Origin of the sequence: Paraburkholderia sp. GAS33 (genome assembly GCF_050436645.1) — a bacterium.
Lineage (GTDB): Bacteria > Pseudomonadota > Gammaproteobacteria > Burkholderiales > Burkholderiaceae > Paraburkholderia > Paraburkholderia phenazinium_B.
Genome location: NZ_JBNDMP010000010.1, coordinates 1 through 18,085 on the forward strand (window position 1 = coordinate 1; position 18,085 = coordinate 18,085).

Consider the following 18,085-nt stretch of genomic DNA (forward strand, 5'->3'; position numbering starts at 1 on the left):
TTGCCACTGCTGGCTCTCCCGCTCCCCGCGCTCCGCTGTCCGAAGCGCGAAAGAACGAGATTCTAGCGACACAGCACATGGCTTGCAAGCGCTATCAGGAATTTATTTCACGGGGCCTTTTGAACCGGCTGCGCTTCCTCAATCGCTGCCGGCCCTGCCTTAGGAGCCAAGGTGCGCGCAGTCGAAGAGCCGATCGTCCAGTCATGCAGCACGGTGTATGCGACGGCTAGCAACGTGGGCCCAATAAACACGCCCAGGAAGCCGAACGCAAACGCACCACCTAGAATCCCCAGCATCACCAGAATCAACGGCATATCGCTGCTCTTGCCAATCAGGATAGGCTTGATGACGTTGTCCGACATACCCACCGCGACGACTCCCCAGATAACGAGAAAGATCGCCCAGCCGGTCGCGCCACCGTGGTAAAGCCAGATTGCGGCCGGCAACCAGACTATGACCGGACCGCCCGGAATGACGGACAGAAAGAAGGTTGCCAACCCAAGCAACGCGGGCGCCGGCACACCGGCGATCCAGCAGCCGAATCCGGCTAGTACCCCCTGCACCAGCGCCGTACCGAGAATGCCGTAGACAACGCCTCGCACCGTGCTACCCGCCAGCGCCAGCAGATAATCCGCCCGCTCGCCAGCAATGCGGCGCATGCCGGCGTTCAACCATGCTGCCGCACCCTCACCGCCGGCGTAGAAAAAGAACGCCAGCACAATACTGAGCGCCAGTAGCCCCAACCCATGCGTCACCGCAATCGCAGCAGCCAGAATCCATCTACCCGCAGGCGCGGCAAGGGTTCGCATCTGCGCAATCAACTCGGAATTGCCGCTTGTCAGATGCGCCCAGAAGGCCTCGATATTAGGACCGACCAACGGTATCCGCACCACCCAGTCCGGCAGATCAGGTAAGCCGTCGTCGAACAGCTTGTGCACCAGAGCGATGATCTCGTGTACGTGGGCGCCGAAAGCAAATCCCGCGTAGACGAACGGACCCAGAACTACCACCAGGATAATGAGAACAATCAGTAACGCCGACAGCTTGCGTCGACCTCCGACGACCGCCGTCAGCTTGCGGTACAACCCCCAGGAGCTATAGCTAAGAATGGCGCCCCACAGCAATGCAGTCGTGAATGGCGCCAGCACAAGTAACGAACCGCCTACCAGTACGATCAATGCAAACACAGCGGCGAGCCGCTCGATCAGTTGGTCCGATTTCACTTTGAATCCCCTCGTTGTGTCAGACCACAACGCCACTCGGGCGCGCACTCGTAGGCGCGACGCCGAAGGCGGTCGGTATGGAAGTCCACCGCTTAACGACCTCTACCTTGCGTCAACCAGGACGTCCCGGTCAACCCGCCGGATGGCCTAAGACAGGTTGCTCCAGTCCTCCGCGACCACGCCTGCGCCGGGCCGCACGCGGCGCGATCCGCCATGGGTGACATACAAATGATAGGACGGCACAGAAAAGACTAGAATAAACGGTTCTGTGCCCCCCATTCCTGGATTTATGCGCTCGCGAATCGCCAAACGTCTCCCCCCTGATGCCGACAAGCTGGTCGGTCTTTCGCTCGCGCTATTCGCGTCGGGCAGCCGCACCGAAGACCGCTTCTGGGAAGCGAAGCTCGATGCGCTGCTAACCAAGATCGTTCGCAACGCCAACCAGACAACGCTGGACGCCGCGCTCGACCATCTCCAGCAGAATCATCCGGATGCATACGGTGCGCTCGCCGACATGGCGGAGACCCATAGCGAATCGTTCATCATCGAGCACGAGGGCATAACGTACGAAGCGTTGCTGATCGCCGCACCGGTGCTGGCCTGGACCCGCTATGCCATCCCGTCGGGTCCGCTGAAGAACGACTCGGCGGACGCGCTGCGCGCCCATCTGCAGGCGCACGTACTTGCCGCCGGCACACGCGTGGCCCTGGCGCCATTCCTGTACAGCATCGATCAGTTGCCCCGCCATCACGTCGAAACGTGGCGCATCGCGCAGCAACTCACGCAAGCGGCGATGGGCGCAGGCGCTGTAAAAATCAATTTCGGCGAACTGCCCGAGACCTCGCCGATCCTGGCCGATCCGCGCTTTCTGCTGGCTGTGGTCGCGGCGCCCGTCGGCGCGCCGGTGTTTCGCTGGCAGGAAGAGGAGCACGGCAACCGCATCGAGCGCGGTCAATGTCTCGAGCAATGGGCTACGCAAGGGGGTGCCAATCTGTCGCTGGCGCTTCCGGGTTGCGAATTCGAGTGTTTGTTGCCGGACGCCTACTATTCGGCTTGCCGCGACGCAGACGAACGCGTGCGTCCGCATACCGTGCGCACCGCCGTGCGCTATCTGTTCGACACCATCAGCGCGGCGCCAGCCGATTTGCGAGCGGTGGTCGCGGGCTTCGGCGAGCGTCGGATCGACGAATATCGCGTCGGCTTCACCCGCCGCGGCAGCAATGACGTGATCTACGGCGTCGTGTGGCCGTTGTACGGCCGTGAAAACGGCGAGCCGGGCATCGACGAGGAGCCGCAAGAAACGGCGGCCGACAACGGCCCGCTCGAAGAAATCGTCGCACTGCTGAAGGAAACCGGCGTAACGGACATCCGGCGTCACGCGGGCCGTTTCGAGCCTGAATATTGCGACGACTGCGGAGTGCCGCTCTACGCGGACCCGCTCGGCGAAATCGTACACGCCGAAATGCCGGAAGACGCAGAACCCGCGCAACCGCATTTCCACTGACGCGACCAGCGGTGACCGCGCAGGCGGCACCAGGCTGGCGCGGCCAAACCGCCTGCCACAATGAAACGGCCCGATCGGCTTGCGCTGATCGGGCCGTTCGCTTTTTTCAGGACACCAGCACCGGCCATGACAATCATCCTATGTCTTCTGGCCAGGCCGTCAAGAAGCAAGGAATTTGTCATCATGGCGCTGGTGGCGCATCGCAATGCAACCGGCTTCCTCTGCCGCGAGCGAGCATCGCGCCACCACGAACGATTCATCTGGAGGCATGGCATGCGATTCTTGGTTCTCAACTCCGACGCGGAACGACGTGACGGGCTCAAGGCTCTGTTGCGGCAAATCGACCGTCAGGCGCGTTTTAACGAAGCACAGGACTGGCGCCAGGCTGACCGGGCGTTGCGGCGGCAACCGCCCGATCTGCTACTGATCGACTGGCAGGACTGGATGTCCGTCGCCGAAGTACGCCGGGTGTTGGCGGAGCACGCCGGCCTGAGAATCGCGGTGCTGACCCACGATACGTCGCCCAGATGTGTGCGCAGCCTGCTGGACAAAGGCGTGCTTGGCGTGGTGCTGCGCGACACCGACCCGCGCCTGATCGTGCGTGCGCTCGAGATCGTGCTGCTCGGCGGTCACTATGTTCCGGCCGGGGCACTGTCACTGCCGCCACCACCGCAAGCGGAACCCGGCCCTCGCGAACCCGAGGTCGTCAACATCAAGCCGCCGCCGAAGCGCACCCGGCTGGCGAGCGGCCTGTCGCCGCGCCAGGAGCAGATCATGCGTTGCGTGCACATGGGCAGCACCAACAAGATGATCGCCCGCACACTCGGTATCAGCGAAGGCACCGTCAAGATCCATCTGTCCAGCATCTTCCAGCAGCTTGGCGCTCCCAACCGGGCCGCCGCCGTGGCGCTCTACAACGGCTGGCTATCCGCCCAACTCGAAGTGCTGCGCAGCGACCAGAACGGCCCCGCGCGGCCGGTAATGGGCGAGCCCGGGGTGGTCCCGCTGCGCCGCCGCAGGCCGGCGCAGTTCACTTACCCGTTGCCGGCCAACGACACCACGGACACCCTGCCAATGGCCGCCGAAGCCGTCGTTCCATTTGGCGATCCCGAGCCCGACGAATCGACCTGACGCCCACCGGCAGGGCGCTTAAGAAGTTTGATCTGAGCCAGGCAAGCCGTGTCTTCTCCCGGCTGGCACGGAATCCGCTCACACCTTTTTCCGTCCAACGAGTAATATGAGATGTATGGGTTTCCTCTACACACCGCTTCCGCTATGGGTCGCTGTCGGTGGCTGGGTCGCCACCGCGCTGCTGCTCGCGCTCGCGCTGTGGAAAAATCCGTTCAAACGGCTACAAGACGGCACCCTGCAACACGTCTGGCTGGCGATCATCGTTGCCGTCTCGGTACTTTGGGCGAGCAATGCATGGCTCGACGACGGCACCGTGATGCATCTGCTCGGCGCGACGCTCGTCGTCACGCTGTTCGACTGGGCACTGGCACTCATCGCCATGGCTGCGGTCACCGGGCTCGCGGCGGTCGTGTTCGATGCACCGTGGCAAGGCATCGCGCTCACTTTTATCGTCTACGGTGCATTGCCGGTCGGTATCTCGGCGTTGCTGCAGCGGGCTTGCATTGCCTGGCTGCCGCGCAACCTGTTCATGTTCATCTTTGGGCAAGGCTTCGTCTCGCCCGCTATCGCCGTTGCTCTAACCGCGAGTGCCGCGGTGGGCGTCCATATCGCGGTCTCCGGCGGCTCGATGACCGTCATACCGGTCGGCTACGCGTTCAGCATCTTCCTGCTGGCGACCGGCGAAGCATGGTTCACCGGCATGTCCACTGCGTTGATCGCAGTGTATCGGCCTGCCTGGGTCACCACGTACGACGTACGCCGCTACCGGCTCGGCGGCCCGCGCATCTGACGCACAACATCACGCCGGGCCACGGCATCTCTTCGAAGAAGAAGGTCCCGCGGCGCATCAGCATCAATCTGCTGCTACCGGTGGCAATCGACAGTAATAATCCGTCGTCTCCCAAGTACGATTGGAGAACGGCTACCACGACAAGTCAAAAATTTTGTGTCAGGATTGAACTCCTCCCTGCCGTCAGGCATCTTACGTGCCTGATGTCTCAATAGCGCCTACCGAACTAGATGGATCGCACCAACGTACCGCGCCGATTGCTGCGGGTGGCCGGCCGGTTAGCGACATATGCAGCAAGTCTCTCGCTCATGTGCATCGCTCCCGCATTCGCCGACCAACTCGAACAGCACAACGAACTCGTCCAGAAATTCGTCAATGATATGCACGCCGACCCGCTCGTGGCTGACTGTGCAGCGCATGGCAGTTTTGTCGCCAGCACCTCGACCGTTTTCGATCACGTTGAATTCCCGCCGAGCTCCTTCGATAGCGCTCATTCCGCGGTCACGCCGTGGAATGATTCGTTCGACGAAGGCAAGCAGCATGTCAAGGTCGACAGCATCGTCACCGTCGAAGGACTCGGCGTACGCAACGATGGCGGTGGCGACCCCTCCGACCTGAAGTTCCGCTGCGGTTATCTGGGCAGCCAGATGCTCGCGTTTAGCTGGAACGATCCAGTGCCCATGCCTAAACCGCGCGCCGAGCCGTCATCCGGCAAACACAAAGGCGGTAAGGGCAAGCACTCGACGGGCGGCAAGTCGACGAAGAAATCGTCCGGCAAGAGTTCGAAGAAAAGCCACCACTAGCAAGTGCCGCAGCAGGAAAGCTGCGGCGAACCCGACGCAATGGCGCGCTAGCGCTTAGGTAAGCGCGCCTCCAGCAACCGCCCTAAGCAAACGTCTCCACGTGCCGCAAGATTGCCTGCAGCATCGCGGCGCCCAACGACGCACTGCGCTCGCCATTCCAGCCCACCCGCTCATCCGGCAGATTCGCGTTGTCCTTGAACGGCATCTCCAGCGTCAGCGACAGGCAACCGAACTCCTTGCCGATGTACTTCGACGCCAGCTTCAGCGCATCTTCACGATACTTGCTCGCCGCGTAGCCGTACTTGTCCTGGAAGTCCGGACTCGCGTGCTTGAACGCCTCGATAAAAGCCTTCTGCTCCTGTCCCTGCCGCTCGGTGAAGCCCGGCAACATCTCTGAACCCGCCACGAACACATACGGCAGCGCTTCATCGCCATGAATGTCGAAGAACAGATCGCAACCGGTCGCATGAATGGCGTCGCGCACCACCAGCACTTCAGGGCTGCGGGCCGCATCGGGCTCCATCCACTCCCGGTTCAGATTCGCGCCGGCCGCATTGGTCCGCAGATTGCCATGCACGCTGCCATCCGGATTCATGTTCGGCACGATGTAAAACACCGCATGGTCGTAGAGCTTGCGCGCGACCGGATCGCCCGCCCAATCGCCCCAGCCGGCGAGGCGCTTGACCATCCCTTCGACGAACCATTCGGCCATCGTTTCGCCAGGATGCTGACGCGCGATGATCCAGATTTTCTTTTTCGGCACATCACCGGTTTGCGGCGTGCCGAGTGTGAGCAAGGACATCGGCCGGCCTTCGACCGTCACGCCCAGTTCGGTCAACGTCGCCTGCGGCATCTGTTGCACGGCGCCGAGAAACTCCGAATGACGCTCTTCGCCATACGGCTCGAAGTACGCGTAGTAGATACGGTCGAAGTCGGGCGTGTGGTCGATCGTCAGCACGCGGCCGTCGTACGAGGTCGGCACGCGGAACCAGTTCACGCGGTCGTAGCTCGCCGCCGCCTGATAGTTGCGCCAGCCTTCGGGGAAGGCGCAGTCGGCGGCATTCTCGAAGGTCATCACGCAGCGCTCGCCCTGTGCGCCGGACAAGCGGAAGTAGAACCACTGCGCGAAGTCGGCGCGGCTGTCGGGCCTCACGCGCAGACGGATGTTGTCGGCCTGCTCGCAGGACAGAACTTCGATCGCGCCTGCGTCGAAGTTGCTAGTAATAGAAAGTGTCATGATCTTTTTCCCGGGTGATGTACCCGTTGCAGTCGGTGCGGTCCGCGTTCCTGCTCAGTATGAGCGCTCATCGGGCCGCTCACCTGGAGGCTCGCCCGGTCTCATTCGGCAATACGGCGGCGGAATACGTAAGTCGAATCGTTCGATGCGTCCGCGTCGAACGTATAACCCTCGGCATCGAAGCCCTTCAGTTGCTCCGGCGCGTCGAGACGGTTCTCGACCGCATAGCGCGCCATCAGGCCGCGGGCGCGCTTCGCATGAAAGCTGATGATCTTGAAGCGGCCGCCCTTCCAGTCTTCGAACACCGGCGTGATCACCGGCGCTTCGAGCAGCTTCGGCTTGACCGACTTGAAGTACTCGCCCGAAGCGCAGTTGACCAGCACCCGTGCCGCGCGCGCGTTCTTCTTCAGTTGCGCATTCAGGGCCTGCGTAATGCGCTCGCCCCAGAACGCGTACAGATCTTTGCCGCGCGCGTTGACAAAGCGCGTCCCCATCTCGAGCCGGTAAGGCTGCAGCAGATCGAGCGGCCGCAGCAGCCCATAAAGCCCAGATAACACGCGTACGTGCTTTTGTGCAAAGTCCAGATCCGCTGACGACAACGTCTTCGCGTCGAATCCTTCGTAGACGTCACCGTTGAACGCGAGCACCGCCTGCTTGGCATTGCGGGTGTCGAACTTCGGCGACCATTCGGCATAGCGCTGGAAGTTGAGCTGGGCCAGCGGATCGGAAATGCTCATCAGCGTGGAGATCTGTTGCGGCGACAGATGACGCAACCCACCGATCAATTCGGCAGCGTCATCGACAAAATCGGGGATCGTATGCTTTTTGACGTGCGGAGGGGTTTCGTAGTCGAGCGATTTCGCCGGCGACAGAACGATTATCATAGAGGCTTGCAGGCACACCGTGCCTGGCGTTAATGACGAAAGCCAGATTGTAACGAATGCCCGCCTCCCCTGCCGCACCCGCCCTGCGCGTGGTCCTCGATTCGAATGTCTGGATCGACATCCTCGTGTTCGACGATCCGCATACGCGCCCTATCCGCGCCGCCCTCGAGAGCGGCGCGCTCGAAGCGTTGATCGACGCCCGCTGCCTGGCCGAACTCACTTACGTGCTCGACTACCCGCAGTTCGCGAAGCGCGAGATCGACAAGGCGGCCGCCCTCGCCACCGTGACGCGCCTGACTCAACTCGTCGAGGTAGCGCCCGAACCGGAACCCGCACAGACGGCTACGCCCGCTGAAACCCCGCGCCCGCTGCCAAAGTGCAAAGACCGCGACGACCAGAAGTTCCTCGAACTCGCCCATGCCGCAAAAGCCGACTGGCTGGTGTCGAAGGACCGCGCGGTGCTGAAACTCGCGCGCCGCATCGCCCGCGACTTCGGTTTCCAGATCGCCCAGCCGGCGCCGTTCGTCGCCGCCTGCGCGCTGCAGGCCGACGAGCCCGCGCCGGCCTGACGCACGCGGCGCGCCCCAATTCCCTACAATCGAAGTTCGCCCGTCTTCAAAACCACCGCATAAACACCGACAGCGCCATGAATTCACCGCACGACACGCCGATGATTCCGTCGTTTCCGTCCCGTCTGCCAAGCGTCGGCACCACGATATTTACCGTGATGAGCGCGCTCGCCGCGGAAAAAGGGGCCGTCAACCTCGGTCAGGGTTTTCCGGACTTCGATTGCGATCCGCGTATCGTCGACGCGGTGGCCAAAGCCATGCGCGACGGGCACAACCAGTACCCGCCGATGGCAGGCGCCGCACCGCTGCGCCAGGCCATCTCCGACAAGCTCGCCAACCTGTACGGGCGCCGCTACGACGCGAACACCGAGATCACCGTCACGGCGGGCGCCACCCAGGCGTTGCTGACCGCGATTCTGTGCGCAGTGCATCCCGGCGACGAAGTGATCGTGGTCGAGCCGACCTATGACAGCTACCTGCCGTCCATCGAACTCGCCGGCGGCAAGCCGGTATTCGTGACGCTGGACGCGCCCGAGTACAAGATCCCGTTCGACAAGCTCGCCGCCGCGATCACGCCAAAAACGCGGCTCCTGTTGATCAACACGCCGCACAATCCGACCGGTACGGTCTGGCGTGCCGAAGACATGCTCAAGCTCGAAGAAATCGTACGCGGCACCAACGTGCTGATCCTCTCCGACGAGGTCTACGAGCACATGGTGTATGACGGCGCGCCGCACGAGAGTGTTTCGCGCTATCCGGAGCTCGCGCAACGCAGCTTCGTGGTGTCGAGCTTCGGCAAGACCTATCACGTGACGGGCTGGAAAGTCGGCTACGTAGCCGCGCCAGCAGCGCTGACCGCTGAATTCCGCAAGGTCCACCAGTTCAATGTATTCACCGTCAACACGCCGATGCAGGTCGGCCTCGCCGAATACATGCGCGACCCGGCGCCGTATCTGGACCTGCCGGCTTTCTATCAGAAGAAACGCGATTTCTTCCGCGCCGGCCTCGCGAACTCACGCTTCAAGCTGCTGCCCTGCACCGGTACCTACTTCCAGTGCGTCGACTATTCGGCGATCAGCGATCTGCCCGAAGCCGAGTTCGCACAATGGCTAACCAGCGAGATTGGTGTCGCGGCCATTCCGGTGTCGGCGTTCTATCACGAGTCGCATGAATCGGGCGTCGTACGCTTCTGCTTCGCGAAGCAGGAAAGCACGCTCGCTACCGCGCTCGAGCGGCTGGCGCGTCTCTAGCATGACGCCCGCGATGCCGCGAACGAACCCGCGTTCTTCGCCATCGCATGGGGTTGCGGCGCGCGCATGCGCGCCGCTGCCGCTGATGCACGCAGATCGCGCTTCGAGCCGCTCACTGCTTCGTAGTTGCCGCGATATAAGCCTTGCGATCCGCCGTCACGCGTTGCGCCGCCGGCCGTTCGCCGATGGCCTTCACATAGGCCTTCCAGTCGATACCGGCTTCGAGCAGAAAGTCGCGTCCGTAGATATTCTTCGTTGCCATGCCGACAAGCGGCAGATTCACAAAGCCCACGGCATCGGCCACACTGAATTTCTTCCCGCGCAGGAACGGCGCGAACGTCGCGAGCCGCTTGAACCCGGCAACGTGACGCGCCAGCCGCTTTTCCACGCGCCCTTTGGTCGCCTCGGTCAACGTGCCGCCGAAGAAGGCCTCCTTGTAGAGATCGCGCGCCACGAGTTCCAGATGCAGGTCGATGAACGTAATCAGTTCGCGCTCTTTCGCCGCTTCCCACGGGTCCGCGGAGAAAATTCCTTTCTCGGGAAAGCACGCGTGCAGATACTCGATGATGGCCTGCGACTCGCACAGATCGCCCTGCTCGGTCTGGATAAACGGCACCTTGCCGAGCGGCGAATGCACCAGCAGCGACTCGTCCTGGCTCGTCATCACGAAGCTTTCCTCGAATGGAATCTCGTGTTCAAGCAGCACGAATTTGACTTTGTTGTAGTAGTTGGACAGTGCAAAGCCGCACAGTTTGATCATCGGGTGTCTCCGTCTGACAGGTGGTCTAAGCCGCTCAATGGAATTGCGCTAGCGGCCTGTGAATCAATCATCCAGTAAATTGCACGAGCGTGCTATTCTAAAATAACCATGGAGTCGAGCAACCCAATGACCTCTCGCAATTACGCCATCGAGACTATCGGCATTGTTGGAACCGGCGCAATGGGGCGCGGCATCGCGCAGATCGCCGCCCTCGCAGACCTGAAGGTGCGTCTGTACGACACCAACCCGGCCGCCGTGAGCGCGGCGCTCGATTATCTCGCCGACACCTTCGCCAAGCTCACCGCTAAGGGCAAGCTTGACGAAGCGCGCTCGGCAGCGGCTCTTGCCAACGTCTCCGGTGCGCAAACCATCGGCGATCTGGCGGATTGCGATCTGGTGGTCGAAGCGATCGTCGAAAAACTCGACGTCAAGCGCACGCTCTTTCGCGAACTCGAAACCGTCGTCAGCGGCCGCTGTGTGCTGGCATCGAATACGTCGTCACTGTCGATCACCGCGATTGCCGCCGGCTGCACCGACCCGTCGCGCGTGGTCGGCTATCACTTCTTCAACCCGGTGCCGCTGATGAAAGTCGTCGAAGTGATCGACGGCCTGCGCAGCGATCCCGCAGCCGGCGATGCGCTGATGGACCTCGCGCGCCGCATGGGCCACACGCCGGTGCGCGCGAAGGATATGCCGGGCTTCATCGTTAATCACGCCGGCCGCGGGATGAATACCGAAGGCCTGCGGGTGGCGGGCGAAGGCGTCGCGGGCTTCGTCGAGATCGATCGCATCATGCGCGAGCAGGCGGGCTTCCGCCTCGGACCGTTCGAACTGCTCGATCTGACTGCGCTCGACGTCTCGCATCCGGTGATGGAGTCTATATATCACCAGTTCTATGAAGAGCCGCGTTTCACGCCATCTCCGATCACCGGCACTCGACTCGCGGGTGGCCTGATCGGCCGCAAGACCGGCGAAGGTTTTTATCGCTACGACGACGGCAAGCAGCAGGTGCCCGCCGAAACGCCCGCGCCGACGCAATTGCCTAAACGCGTGTGGGTCAGCAAGCGTCACCCCGAAGCACGTAAGGCGGTGCTGGAACTCGTAGCGAAGGCCGGCGTGACGCTCGATGAAGGCGACGCGCCTGCTGCAGACTCGCTTATCGTCGTCACGCCGTTTGGTTACGACGCGACCACGGCCGCAGTCGAAGAAGGTCTGGACGCAAGCCGCGTCGTTGCCGTAGACGCGCTATTCCCGCTCGTCGCCGCACAACGCCGCACGTTGATGACCACGCCGGCAACAACGCGCGCCGCGCGCGATACAGCGCATGCATTGCTCGCTGCAGACGGTGTCCCCGTCACCGTGATTCGCGATTCGACCGGTTTCGTCGCGCAACGCGTGGTGGCGACGATCGTCAATATCGGCTGCGAGATTGCGCAAAAGCAGATCGCCACGCCCGAAGACATCGACCTCGCCGTGACGCTCGGACTGGGCTATCCGCGTGGCCCGCTCGCACTTGGCGACGCACTCGGCGCGAAAACCATCCTCACGATTCTGCGCAATATGTTCAGCGTGCTGGGCGATCCGCGCTACCGTCCGTCGCCATGGCTCGCGCGGCGTGCGCAACTCGGCCTCTCGCTGACGCAAGGCGATGCAGCCGACACAGCTGATGCATCCGATGCAGCCAACCCTGTCAAAGCGGAGAACCGGTCATGAGCGCCGAACTGCTGACCTCGCGACCGGCCGAAAGCGAATCGACGCTCGTCCTGACGCTCTCCAGCCCCGGAGCACGTAACGCGTTGCATCCCGACATGTACGCCGCGGGCATCGAAGCGCTCGATAGCGCCGAGCGTGACCCATCCGTGCGCGCCGTGGTCCTGACCGGTGCCGATCAGTTCTTTTGCGCCGGCGGCAATCTGAACCGGCTGCTCGAAAATCGCGCGAAAGACCCTTCTGTGCCGGCGCAAAGCATCGACATGCTGGGCGAATGGATTGGCGCGCTGCGCGCTTCGTCGAAGCCGGTGATCGCAGCGGTCGAGGGTGCAGCAGCCGGCGCCGGCTTCTCGCTCGCGCTCGCCTGCGATCTGCTCGTCGCCGCCGACGATGCCAAATTCGTCATGTCCTACGCGCGAGTCGGTCTTACACCGGATGGCGGCGGTTCATGGTTCCTCGCGCAGGCCCTGCCCCGCCAGCTCGCGACCGAAGTCCTGCTTGAAGGAAAGCCGATTGGCGCGGCACGCCTGCACGAACTCGGCGTGGTCAACCGGATCGCCAAGCCCGGCGCGGTGCGCGATACCGCCATCGCCTGGGCCGAGGATCTCGGCAAGATTTCGCCCAACGCCACGGCGCGCATCAAGACGCTGATCGCTGCCGCGGGTGCGCAACCCCTCGCCGAACATCTGATAGCCGAACGCGACAACTTCGTCGCTTCGCTGCACCACGGCGACGCGCTCGAAGGCATCACCGCGTTCCTCGAAAAGCGCGCCCCGAAGTACAAATGAGCCCCCTGACCCCGCGGATAAGCCAGTGAACCAGCGAGCCCGTCATGCCTGACTATCAACTGCCGAAGCGGCGCCGCATTTACCTGATGCGTCACGGCGACGTGACCTACTTCGACGCCACCGGGCGCGCGATCGATCCTGAAACGGTGCCGTTGAATGCGAGCGGTCGCGACCAGGCCAGCGCGGCTGGCCATGCCTTCGCCGCGCAACAGATTCGCTTCGACCGGGTGATCGTCAGCGGCTTGCCGCGCACCATCGAAACCGCTCAACGCGTGCTCGCCGAAACTCATCAGCACATCGAACTCGAAATCGAGCCCGCACTGCAGGAAATTCGCGGCGACAGGCTGAGCAACATTCCGGCGGCCGATATCGAAGCCGCATTCCTCGGCGTGTTCGACGGCGTTGTCCCCGAGAGCACGCGTTTTCTGGGTGGCGAGACGATCGGCGAACTGTTCGACCGCGTGCTGCCGGCAGTTGCAGCACTGCGCGACGACACCTCGTGGGACACCGTGCTGCTGGTCCTGCACGGCGGCGTCAATCGCGCCATCCTGTCGCACGCCATCACCGCGGGCGGCCGCACGTTCTTCGGCCATCTGTCGCAAGCCACCGGCTGCATCAATGCACTGGACGTCGGCGCCACGCCGCGCGACTGGGTGGTGCGCATGCTCAACTACTCGCCGCCGTCGCCGCTGCATCGCGACGTGCGGAATACGACCATGGAAATGCTCTACGCCCAGTTCATCCAATACAGGCGCGAAGCGTAGCGAACACTCTACTGGAGGAGACAATGGGCGAAGCCACGAAGACGGGCGAACCTGAACACAAGTCCGATTACTCAGCATTCGAGGGAACGCGTCCAGTGAACGAGCGGCAACGCTTCGACAACGACGCGCTCGCTGCATGGCTCGCGCAGCATGTCGACGGCTTCGCCGCGCCGTTGACGGTCGAACAGTTCGCCGGCGGCCAGTCGAATCCCACCTTCAAGCTGATCACGCCGTCGCGCACCTACGTCATGCGCGCGAAACCCGGGCCCTCGGCGAAACTGCTGCCGTCCGCGCACGCGGTGGAACGCGAGTACCGCGTCATGCATGCGCTCGCCGGCACCGACGTGCCGGTCGCGCAGATGCTCGCGCTGTGCGAGGACGAAAGCGTGATCGGCCGAGCATTCTATGTGATGGAGTTCGTCGAAGGCCGCGTGCTGTGGGATCAGTCGCTACCAGGCATGACGCCCGCTGAGCGCAGCGCCATCTACGACGAGATGAACCGCGTGATCTCGGCATTGCATAGCGTCGATGTCGCCGCAATCGGGCTCGCCGATTACGGCAAGCCCGGCAACTACTTCGCACGACAGATAGGCCGCTGGAGCAAGCAATACATCGCCTCCGAAACCGAGCCGATCGAAGCCATGACCCGCCTGATCGAATGGCTGCCGCAGCATATGCCGGAGGAGACCGGTGCGCGCGTCTCGATCGTGCATGGCGACTACCGGCTCGACAATCTGATCTTCCATCCGCACGAGCCGCGTGTGCTCGCCGTGCTCGACTGGGAACTGTCGACGCTCGGCGACCCGCTCGCCGATTTCGCCTATCACTGCATGGCATGGCACGTCGACCCAGCGCAGTTCCGCGGCATCGCGGGGCTCGACTGGGCCGCGCTTGGCATCCCCGACGAAGCGCAGTACGTGCAACGCTATTGCGAGCGTACCGGCTTCGAGATTCACGGCGACTGGAATTTCTATCTGGCCTACAACATGTTCCGGATTGCCGCGATCCTGCAAGGCATTATGAAACGCGTCGTCGACGGCACCGCGGCGAGCGCGCAAGCGCTCGACGCAGGCCGGCGCGCAAAGCCCATGGCGGAGCTCGCCTGGCGCTACGCACAGAAAGTGCGCTAACCGAAACCCCCGTCATCCGCGAGGTCTTACATGAATTTCGATTACACCCCGAAGGTTCAGGCACTGCGCGAGAAACTGCTCGCCTTCTTCGACGAACACATTTACCCGAACGAGCGGGCCTTCGCTGAGGAAATTGGACGCAACCGCGCCAACGGCAACGCCTGGTTGCCGACCGAACTGATCGAACAACTGAAGCAGAAAGCACGCGACGCCGGTTTGTGGAATCTGTTCCTGCCCAACTCGGAACGCGGCGCGGGTCTGACCAACCTCGAATACGCGCCGCTATGCGAGATTATGGGTCGCGTGCCCTGGGCGCCGGAGGTGTTCAATTGCAACGCGCCTGACACTGGCAACATGGAAACCATCGAGCGCTACGGCAGCCCGGACAACAAGCGCCAGTGGCTCGAACCGCTGTTGCAAGGTCAGATCCGCTCAGCGTTCCTGATGACGGAACCAGAAGTGGCATCGTCCGATGCCACCAACATCCAGACGAGCATCACGCGCGATGGCGACGATTATGTGATCAACGGTCACAAGTGGTGGTCGTCGGGCGCGGGAGATCCGCGCTGCAAGGTGTATATCGTGATGGGCAAGACGGATCCGGAAGCGCCACGCCATCAGCAGCAATCGATGATCCTCGTTCCTGCCGACGCAACCGGCGTCACGGTGCATCGTCCGTTGACGGTGTTCGGCTATGACGATGCGCCGCATGGCCACATGGAGATCACGCTTGAGAACGTGCGCGTTCCGGCGTCGAACATGCTGCTCGGCGAAGGACGCGGCTTCGAGATCGCGCAAGGCCGGCTAGGACCGGGACGCATCCACCACTGTATGCGGCTCATTGGCCTTGCGGAACGCGCGCTCGAGTTGATGGCGAAGCGCTCGCTGCAGCGCGTCGCGTTCGGCAAGCCGGTCGCGGCGCAAGGCGTCACGCAGGAGCGCATCGCCGAGGCTCGCTGCATGATCGAACAGGCGCGGCTGCTGACGCTCAAGACCGCATACATGATGGACACGGTCGGCAACAAGGGCGCGCGTGGTGAGATCGCGATGATCAAGGTCGTGGCGCCGAATATGGCGTGCCAGGTGATCGACTGGGCCATTCAGGCGCATGGCGCGGGCGGACTCAGCGACGACTTCCCGCTCGCCTATGCCTACACTTCAGCGCGTACGCTGCGCTTTGCCGACGGTCCGGATGAAGTGCATCGCAACGCCATCGCGAAGCTCGAACTGGCACGTCATATGGATGTCGACGCTGCGTCGCGCGTGGAGATGCCGATCACGCGTTCGTGATTTGATGCAGAGATTTGGAGAGGGCGTGAGCGGCATAGAGCCGCTCACGCCCTTTCGTCTTCTGCAACGCGCAGGCGGCGCGGCCACGCCGTCATACGCACACGTCACACCTCGACGGCTCGTTGCGTGCCGCTAAAAGCCGTCACTCGTCCAGCCAGCGCTAGAAGTAATGCCGTGTGATGAATTCCGCCACGCACACCGGCCGTTCATTGCCCTGGCGCTCCAGTGTCACGTTCCACACGACCTGCACTCCGGCGTCATCCACGTCGTCCACGCTTGCTACGGTAAAACGCCCGCGCACCTGCGAGTCGACAGGCACCGGCGCAGTGAAACGCACGCGGTTCAGACCATAGTTGACGCCCATGCGCTGCTTGAGCACGACGGTCTTTTGAAGCAAAGCAGGGATCAGCGACAAGGTCAGAAAGCCATGCGCAATCGGCCCGCCGAACGGAGATTCGCGCCGCGCCCGCTCAGGATCGACGTGAATCCATTGGTGATCGCCGGTGGCTGTGGCAAAGCCGTTCACGCTTGCCTGATCGACTGTCAGCCATTCGCTGACGAGCGGCTCGCCACCCACTAGCGAACGCAGCGCCTGCGCATCGAGTCCTACCGAATCTCGCTTCATGCGGCCGCTCCCGGATGACGCAAACCGAACAGCCCCTTTGAGCGCACGGTGATCACCGTCTCGCCGTGCTGGTTGATACCCTGCCATTCGGTGGAGACGAGGCCGCGGTCCGGCTTGCTCGACGAAACACGTTTGTCCAGAACCAGATTCGTCATGCGGATCGTGTCGCCGACGCGCACCGGCTTGAGCCAACGGATTTCATCGATGCCGGGCGAGCCCATCGACGTGGACCCGGCAAACGCGTTGCGCACCAGCAGTCCCATCATCACCGAGCAGGTATGCCAGCCGCTCGCGATCAATCCGCCGAAGGGCGACGCGGCAGCCGCGTCGTCGTCGATGTGAAACGGCTGCGGATCGAACTTTTCGGCAAACTCTACGATCTCCTCACGCGTGAACGTGTGTTCGCCGCATTCGATGACCTTACCGACTTCCATATCTTCGAAACTCAATCCCATGGTGACACCTCACTCGTTAGGACCGGCCAACCCCCTCAAACTTCGGCGGTGGCAAAACCAGGTAGCGCGGCGAACCGCGCAAGATGATGATCGACGTCGCCCAGCGTGGTTTCGATAATCGCGAGGCGCTTGAACAGATGGGCCGCCGCCACTTCGTTCGTCACCCCCATGCCGCCGTGCAACTGCACCGCCTGCTGGCCGACGAAACGCGCCGCCTGCCCCACCCTAACCTTCGCTGCCGAGACGGCACGGCGCCGTTCATCGGCATCGGTGCTGGCGTAACGTCCCGCCGCCAGATAGGTCACCGAGCGCGCCTGCTCCGCGTGAATCAGCATCTCGACCATGCGGTGCTGCAACGCCTGAAAACGTGCGATTGGCTGGCCGAACTGCTGACGCGTTTTCGTGTATTCAACCGTGGCGCGGTTTAGCGCATCGAGCGCGCCCACCGCTTCCGCGCACAACAGCACGGTGCCGTAGTCGGCGATCTGCTCGAGCGCCGCCGCTCCGGCATGCTGACCACTGAGGCGACGCGCGGCCGTGCTTTCGAACGACAACGAAGCAGCGCGTTGCCCGTCGATGGTGCGGTAATCCGTGACCTGCGTACCGGCTGCCTCGCGTGCGACCACGAACAGAGCGATCTCGCCGTTCAGGCGTGCAGGCACGATCCAGTGATCCGCCTGAGCGCCATGCAGCACGACCGATTTCTTGCCACTCAGCGCGTAATGCTCGCCTTGCTGCGTCGCCGTGGAATCGACGGCGAACAGATCATAGCGGGCATGCGGCTCGTGAAAGGCGACCGCGAGCTTGATCTCACCTTGCGCCGCGCGTTCGAGCAGCGCGGCATCTTCGCCCTGCGCCGAACTTGCAACGCGCAATGCCTCGATGCCCACGGCCGTCGCCCAATACGGCTCGACCACCAGGGCGCGGCCCAGCTCCTGCATCACGACCAGCATATCGACAGGACTGCCATTGAAGCCGCCCTGATCTTCCGGCACCGGCAATGCCGTCAAGCCAAGTTCCGTGAACGCCGCCCAATGCGTATCCGATGCGCCCGCGTCCGAATAAACAATAGCCTGACGCGCTTCGAAGCCGTAGTTCTTGTCGAGATAACGGCGCAGTGCATCGGCGAATTGCTGTTGTTCGTCGGTAAAATTGAAGTCCATGCGCCGCTC

At 62.8% G+C, this 18,085-nt stretch carries 18 protein-coding genes; 11 read left to right on the plus strand and 7 right to left on the minus strand.

Annotation, left to right across the window (positions count from 1 at the left end; translation table 11 throughout):
* Nucleotides 1–107: 107 nt before the first annotated feature.
* Nucleotides 108–1,223 carry an AI-2E family transporter gene (locus P3T24_RS26760; RefSeq protein ID WP_429439421.1) on the minus strand — a complete coding sequence of 372 codons (1,116 nt, stop codon included), beginning with the start codon at nt 1,221–1,223 and terminating at the stop codon, nt 108–110.
* A gap of 289 nt (nt 1,224–1,512) precedes the next feature.
* Between P3T24_RS26760 and P3T24_RS26765 the strand changes: the two genes are divergently transcribed.
* The 4 genes from P3T24_RS26765 to P3T24_RS26780 all read left to right on the plus strand — a co-directional run bounded on the left by P3T24_RS26765 (nt 1,513) and on the right by P3T24_RS26780 (nt 5,451).
* On the plus strand, nt 1,513–2,727 hold the full coding sequence (locus P3T24_RS26765) for a DUF2863 family protein (protein ID WP_429439423.1): 1,215 nt from the start codon (nt 1,513–1,515) through the stop codon (nt 2,725–2,727).
* Between the two features lie 273 nt (nt 2,728–3,000).
* Nucleotides 3,001–3,858, plus strand: a complete 858-nt coding sequence (locus P3T24_RS26770; RefSeq protein ID WP_074266144.1) for a LuxR C-terminal-related transcriptional regulator — start codon at nt 3,001–3,003, stop codon at nt 3,856–3,858.
* Between the two features lie 115 nt (nt 3,859–3,973).
* Nucleotides 3,974–4,648 carry an energy-coupling factor ABC transporter permease gene (locus P3T24_RS26775; RefSeq protein WP_074265282.1) on the plus strand — a complete coding sequence of 225 codons (675 nt, stop codon included), beginning with the start codon at nt 3,974–3,976 and terminating at the stop codon, nt 4,646–4,648.
* A gap of 230 nt (nt 4,649–4,878) precedes the next feature.
* Complete coding sequence (locus tag P3T24_RS26780) at nt 4,879–5,451, plus strand: BspC domain-containing protein (protein ID WP_074265283.1); 573 nt, start codon at nt 4,879–4,881, stop codon at nt 5,449–5,451.
* A gap of 82 nt (nt 5,452–5,533) precedes the next feature.
* Here P3T24_RS26780 and P3T24_RS26785 read toward each other — a convergent pair whose 3' ends face one another.
* Nucleotides 5,534–6,688: a M14 family metallopeptidase gene (locus P3T24_RS26785; protein WP_429439426.1), complete on the minus strand. Its 1,155-nt coding sequence runs from the start codon at nt 6,686–6,688 to the stop codon at nt 5,534–5,536.
* A gap of 101 nt (nt 6,689–6,789) precedes the next feature.
* Nucleotides 6,790–7,572 carry a peroxide stress protein YaaA gene (gene yaaA, locus P3T24_RS26790; protein WP_074265285.1) on the minus strand — a complete coding sequence of 261 codons (783 nt, stop codon included), beginning with the start codon at nt 7,570–7,572 and terminating at the stop codon, nt 6,790–6,792.
* Between the two features lie 56 nt (nt 7,573–7,628).
* Here yaaA and P3T24_RS26795 point away from each other — a divergent pair, with 56 nt between their 5' ends.
* A complete protein-coding gene (locus P3T24_RS26795; RefSeq protein WP_429439428.1) occupies nt 7,629–8,141 on the plus strand; it encodes a putative toxin-antitoxin system toxin component, PIN family in 513 nt (170 codons plus the stop codon).
* A gap of 77 nt (nt 8,142–8,218) precedes the next feature.
* Complete coding sequence (locus tag P3T24_RS26800; RefSeq protein WP_429439431.1) at nt 8,219–9,391, plus strand: pyridoxal phosphate-dependent aminotransferase; 1,173 nt, start codon at nt 8,219–8,221, stop codon at nt 9,389–9,391.
* Nucleotides 9,392–9,503: 112 nt separating this feature from the next.
* On the opposite strand, the gene P3T24_RS26805 is transcribed toward P3T24_RS26800, so the two are convergent.
* Nucleotides 9,504–10,151, minus strand: a complete 648-nt coding sequence (locus tag P3T24_RS26805) for a glutathione S-transferase (RefSeq protein WP_429439434.1) — start codon at nt 10,149–10,151, stop codon at nt 9,504–9,506.
* Nucleotides 10,152–10,277: 126 nt separating this feature from the next.
* On the opposite strand from P3T24_RS26805, the gene P3T24_RS26810 reads away from it, so the two are divergent.
* From P3T24_RS26810 to P3T24_RS26830, 5 genes are read left to right on the plus strand one after another with little or no spacing between them, the layout of a single operon-like run.
* A complete protein-coding gene (locus tag P3T24_RS26810; RefSeq protein WP_429439437.1) occupies nt 10,278–11,864 on the plus strand; it encodes a 3-hydroxyacyl-CoA dehydrogenase in 1,587 nt (528 codons plus the stop codon).
* A complete protein-coding gene (locus P3T24_RS26815) occupies nt 11,861–12,649 on the plus strand; it encodes an oxepin-CoA hydrolase, alternative type (RefSeq protein WP_429439440.1) in 789 nt (262 codons plus the stop codon). Before P3T24_RS26810 ends, P3T24_RS26815 begins: the two co-directional genes overlap by 4 nt.
* 44 nt (nt 12,650–12,693) lie before the next feature.
* Nucleotides 12,694–13,413, plus strand: coding sequence for a histidine phosphatase family protein (locus P3T24_RS26820; protein ID WP_074265291.1), 720 nt, complete (start codon nt 12,694–12,696; stop codon nt 13,411–13,413).
* A gap of 23 nt (nt 13,414–13,436) precedes the next feature.
* Complete coding sequence (locus P3T24_RS26825; protein ID WP_429439443.1) at nt 13,437–14,543, plus strand: phosphotransferase; 1,107 nt, start codon at nt 13,437–13,439, stop codon at nt 14,541–14,543.
* Between the two features lie 30 nt (nt 14,544–14,573).
* Nucleotides 14,574–15,833: an acyl-CoA dehydrogenase family protein gene (locus tag P3T24_RS26830; RefSeq protein ID WP_074265293.1), complete on the plus strand. Its 1,260-nt coding sequence runs from the start codon at nt 14,574–14,576 to the stop codon at nt 15,831–15,833.
* Nucleotides 15,834–15,993: 160 nt separating this feature from the next.
* Here the strand turns inward: P3T24_RS26830 and P3T24_RS26835 are convergent, their stop codons facing one another.
* From P3T24_RS26835 to P3T24_RS26845, 3 genes are read right to left on the minus strand one after another with little or no spacing between them, the layout of a single operon-like run.
* Nucleotides 15,994–16,458, minus strand: a complete 465-nt coding sequence (locus P3T24_RS26835; RefSeq protein ID WP_429439446.1) for a MaoC family dehydratase — start codon at nt 16,456–16,458, stop codon at nt 15,994–15,996.
* Nucleotides 16,455–16,913, minus strand: coding sequence for a MaoC family dehydratase (locus P3T24_RS26840; protein WP_074265295.1), 459 nt, complete (start codon nt 16,911–16,913; stop codon nt 16,455–16,457). The genes P3T24_RS26835 and P3T24_RS26840 overlap by 4 nt, the downstream gene beginning before the upstream one ends.
* Nucleotides 16,914–16,948: 35 nt before the next feature.
* Nucleotides 16,949–18,076, minus strand: a complete 1,128-nt coding sequence (locus P3T24_RS26845) for an acyl-CoA dehydrogenase family protein (RefSeq protein ID WP_429439449.1) — start codon at nt 18,074–18,076, stop codon at nt 16,949–16,951.
* Nucleotides 18,077–18,085: the final 9 nt, after the last annotated feature.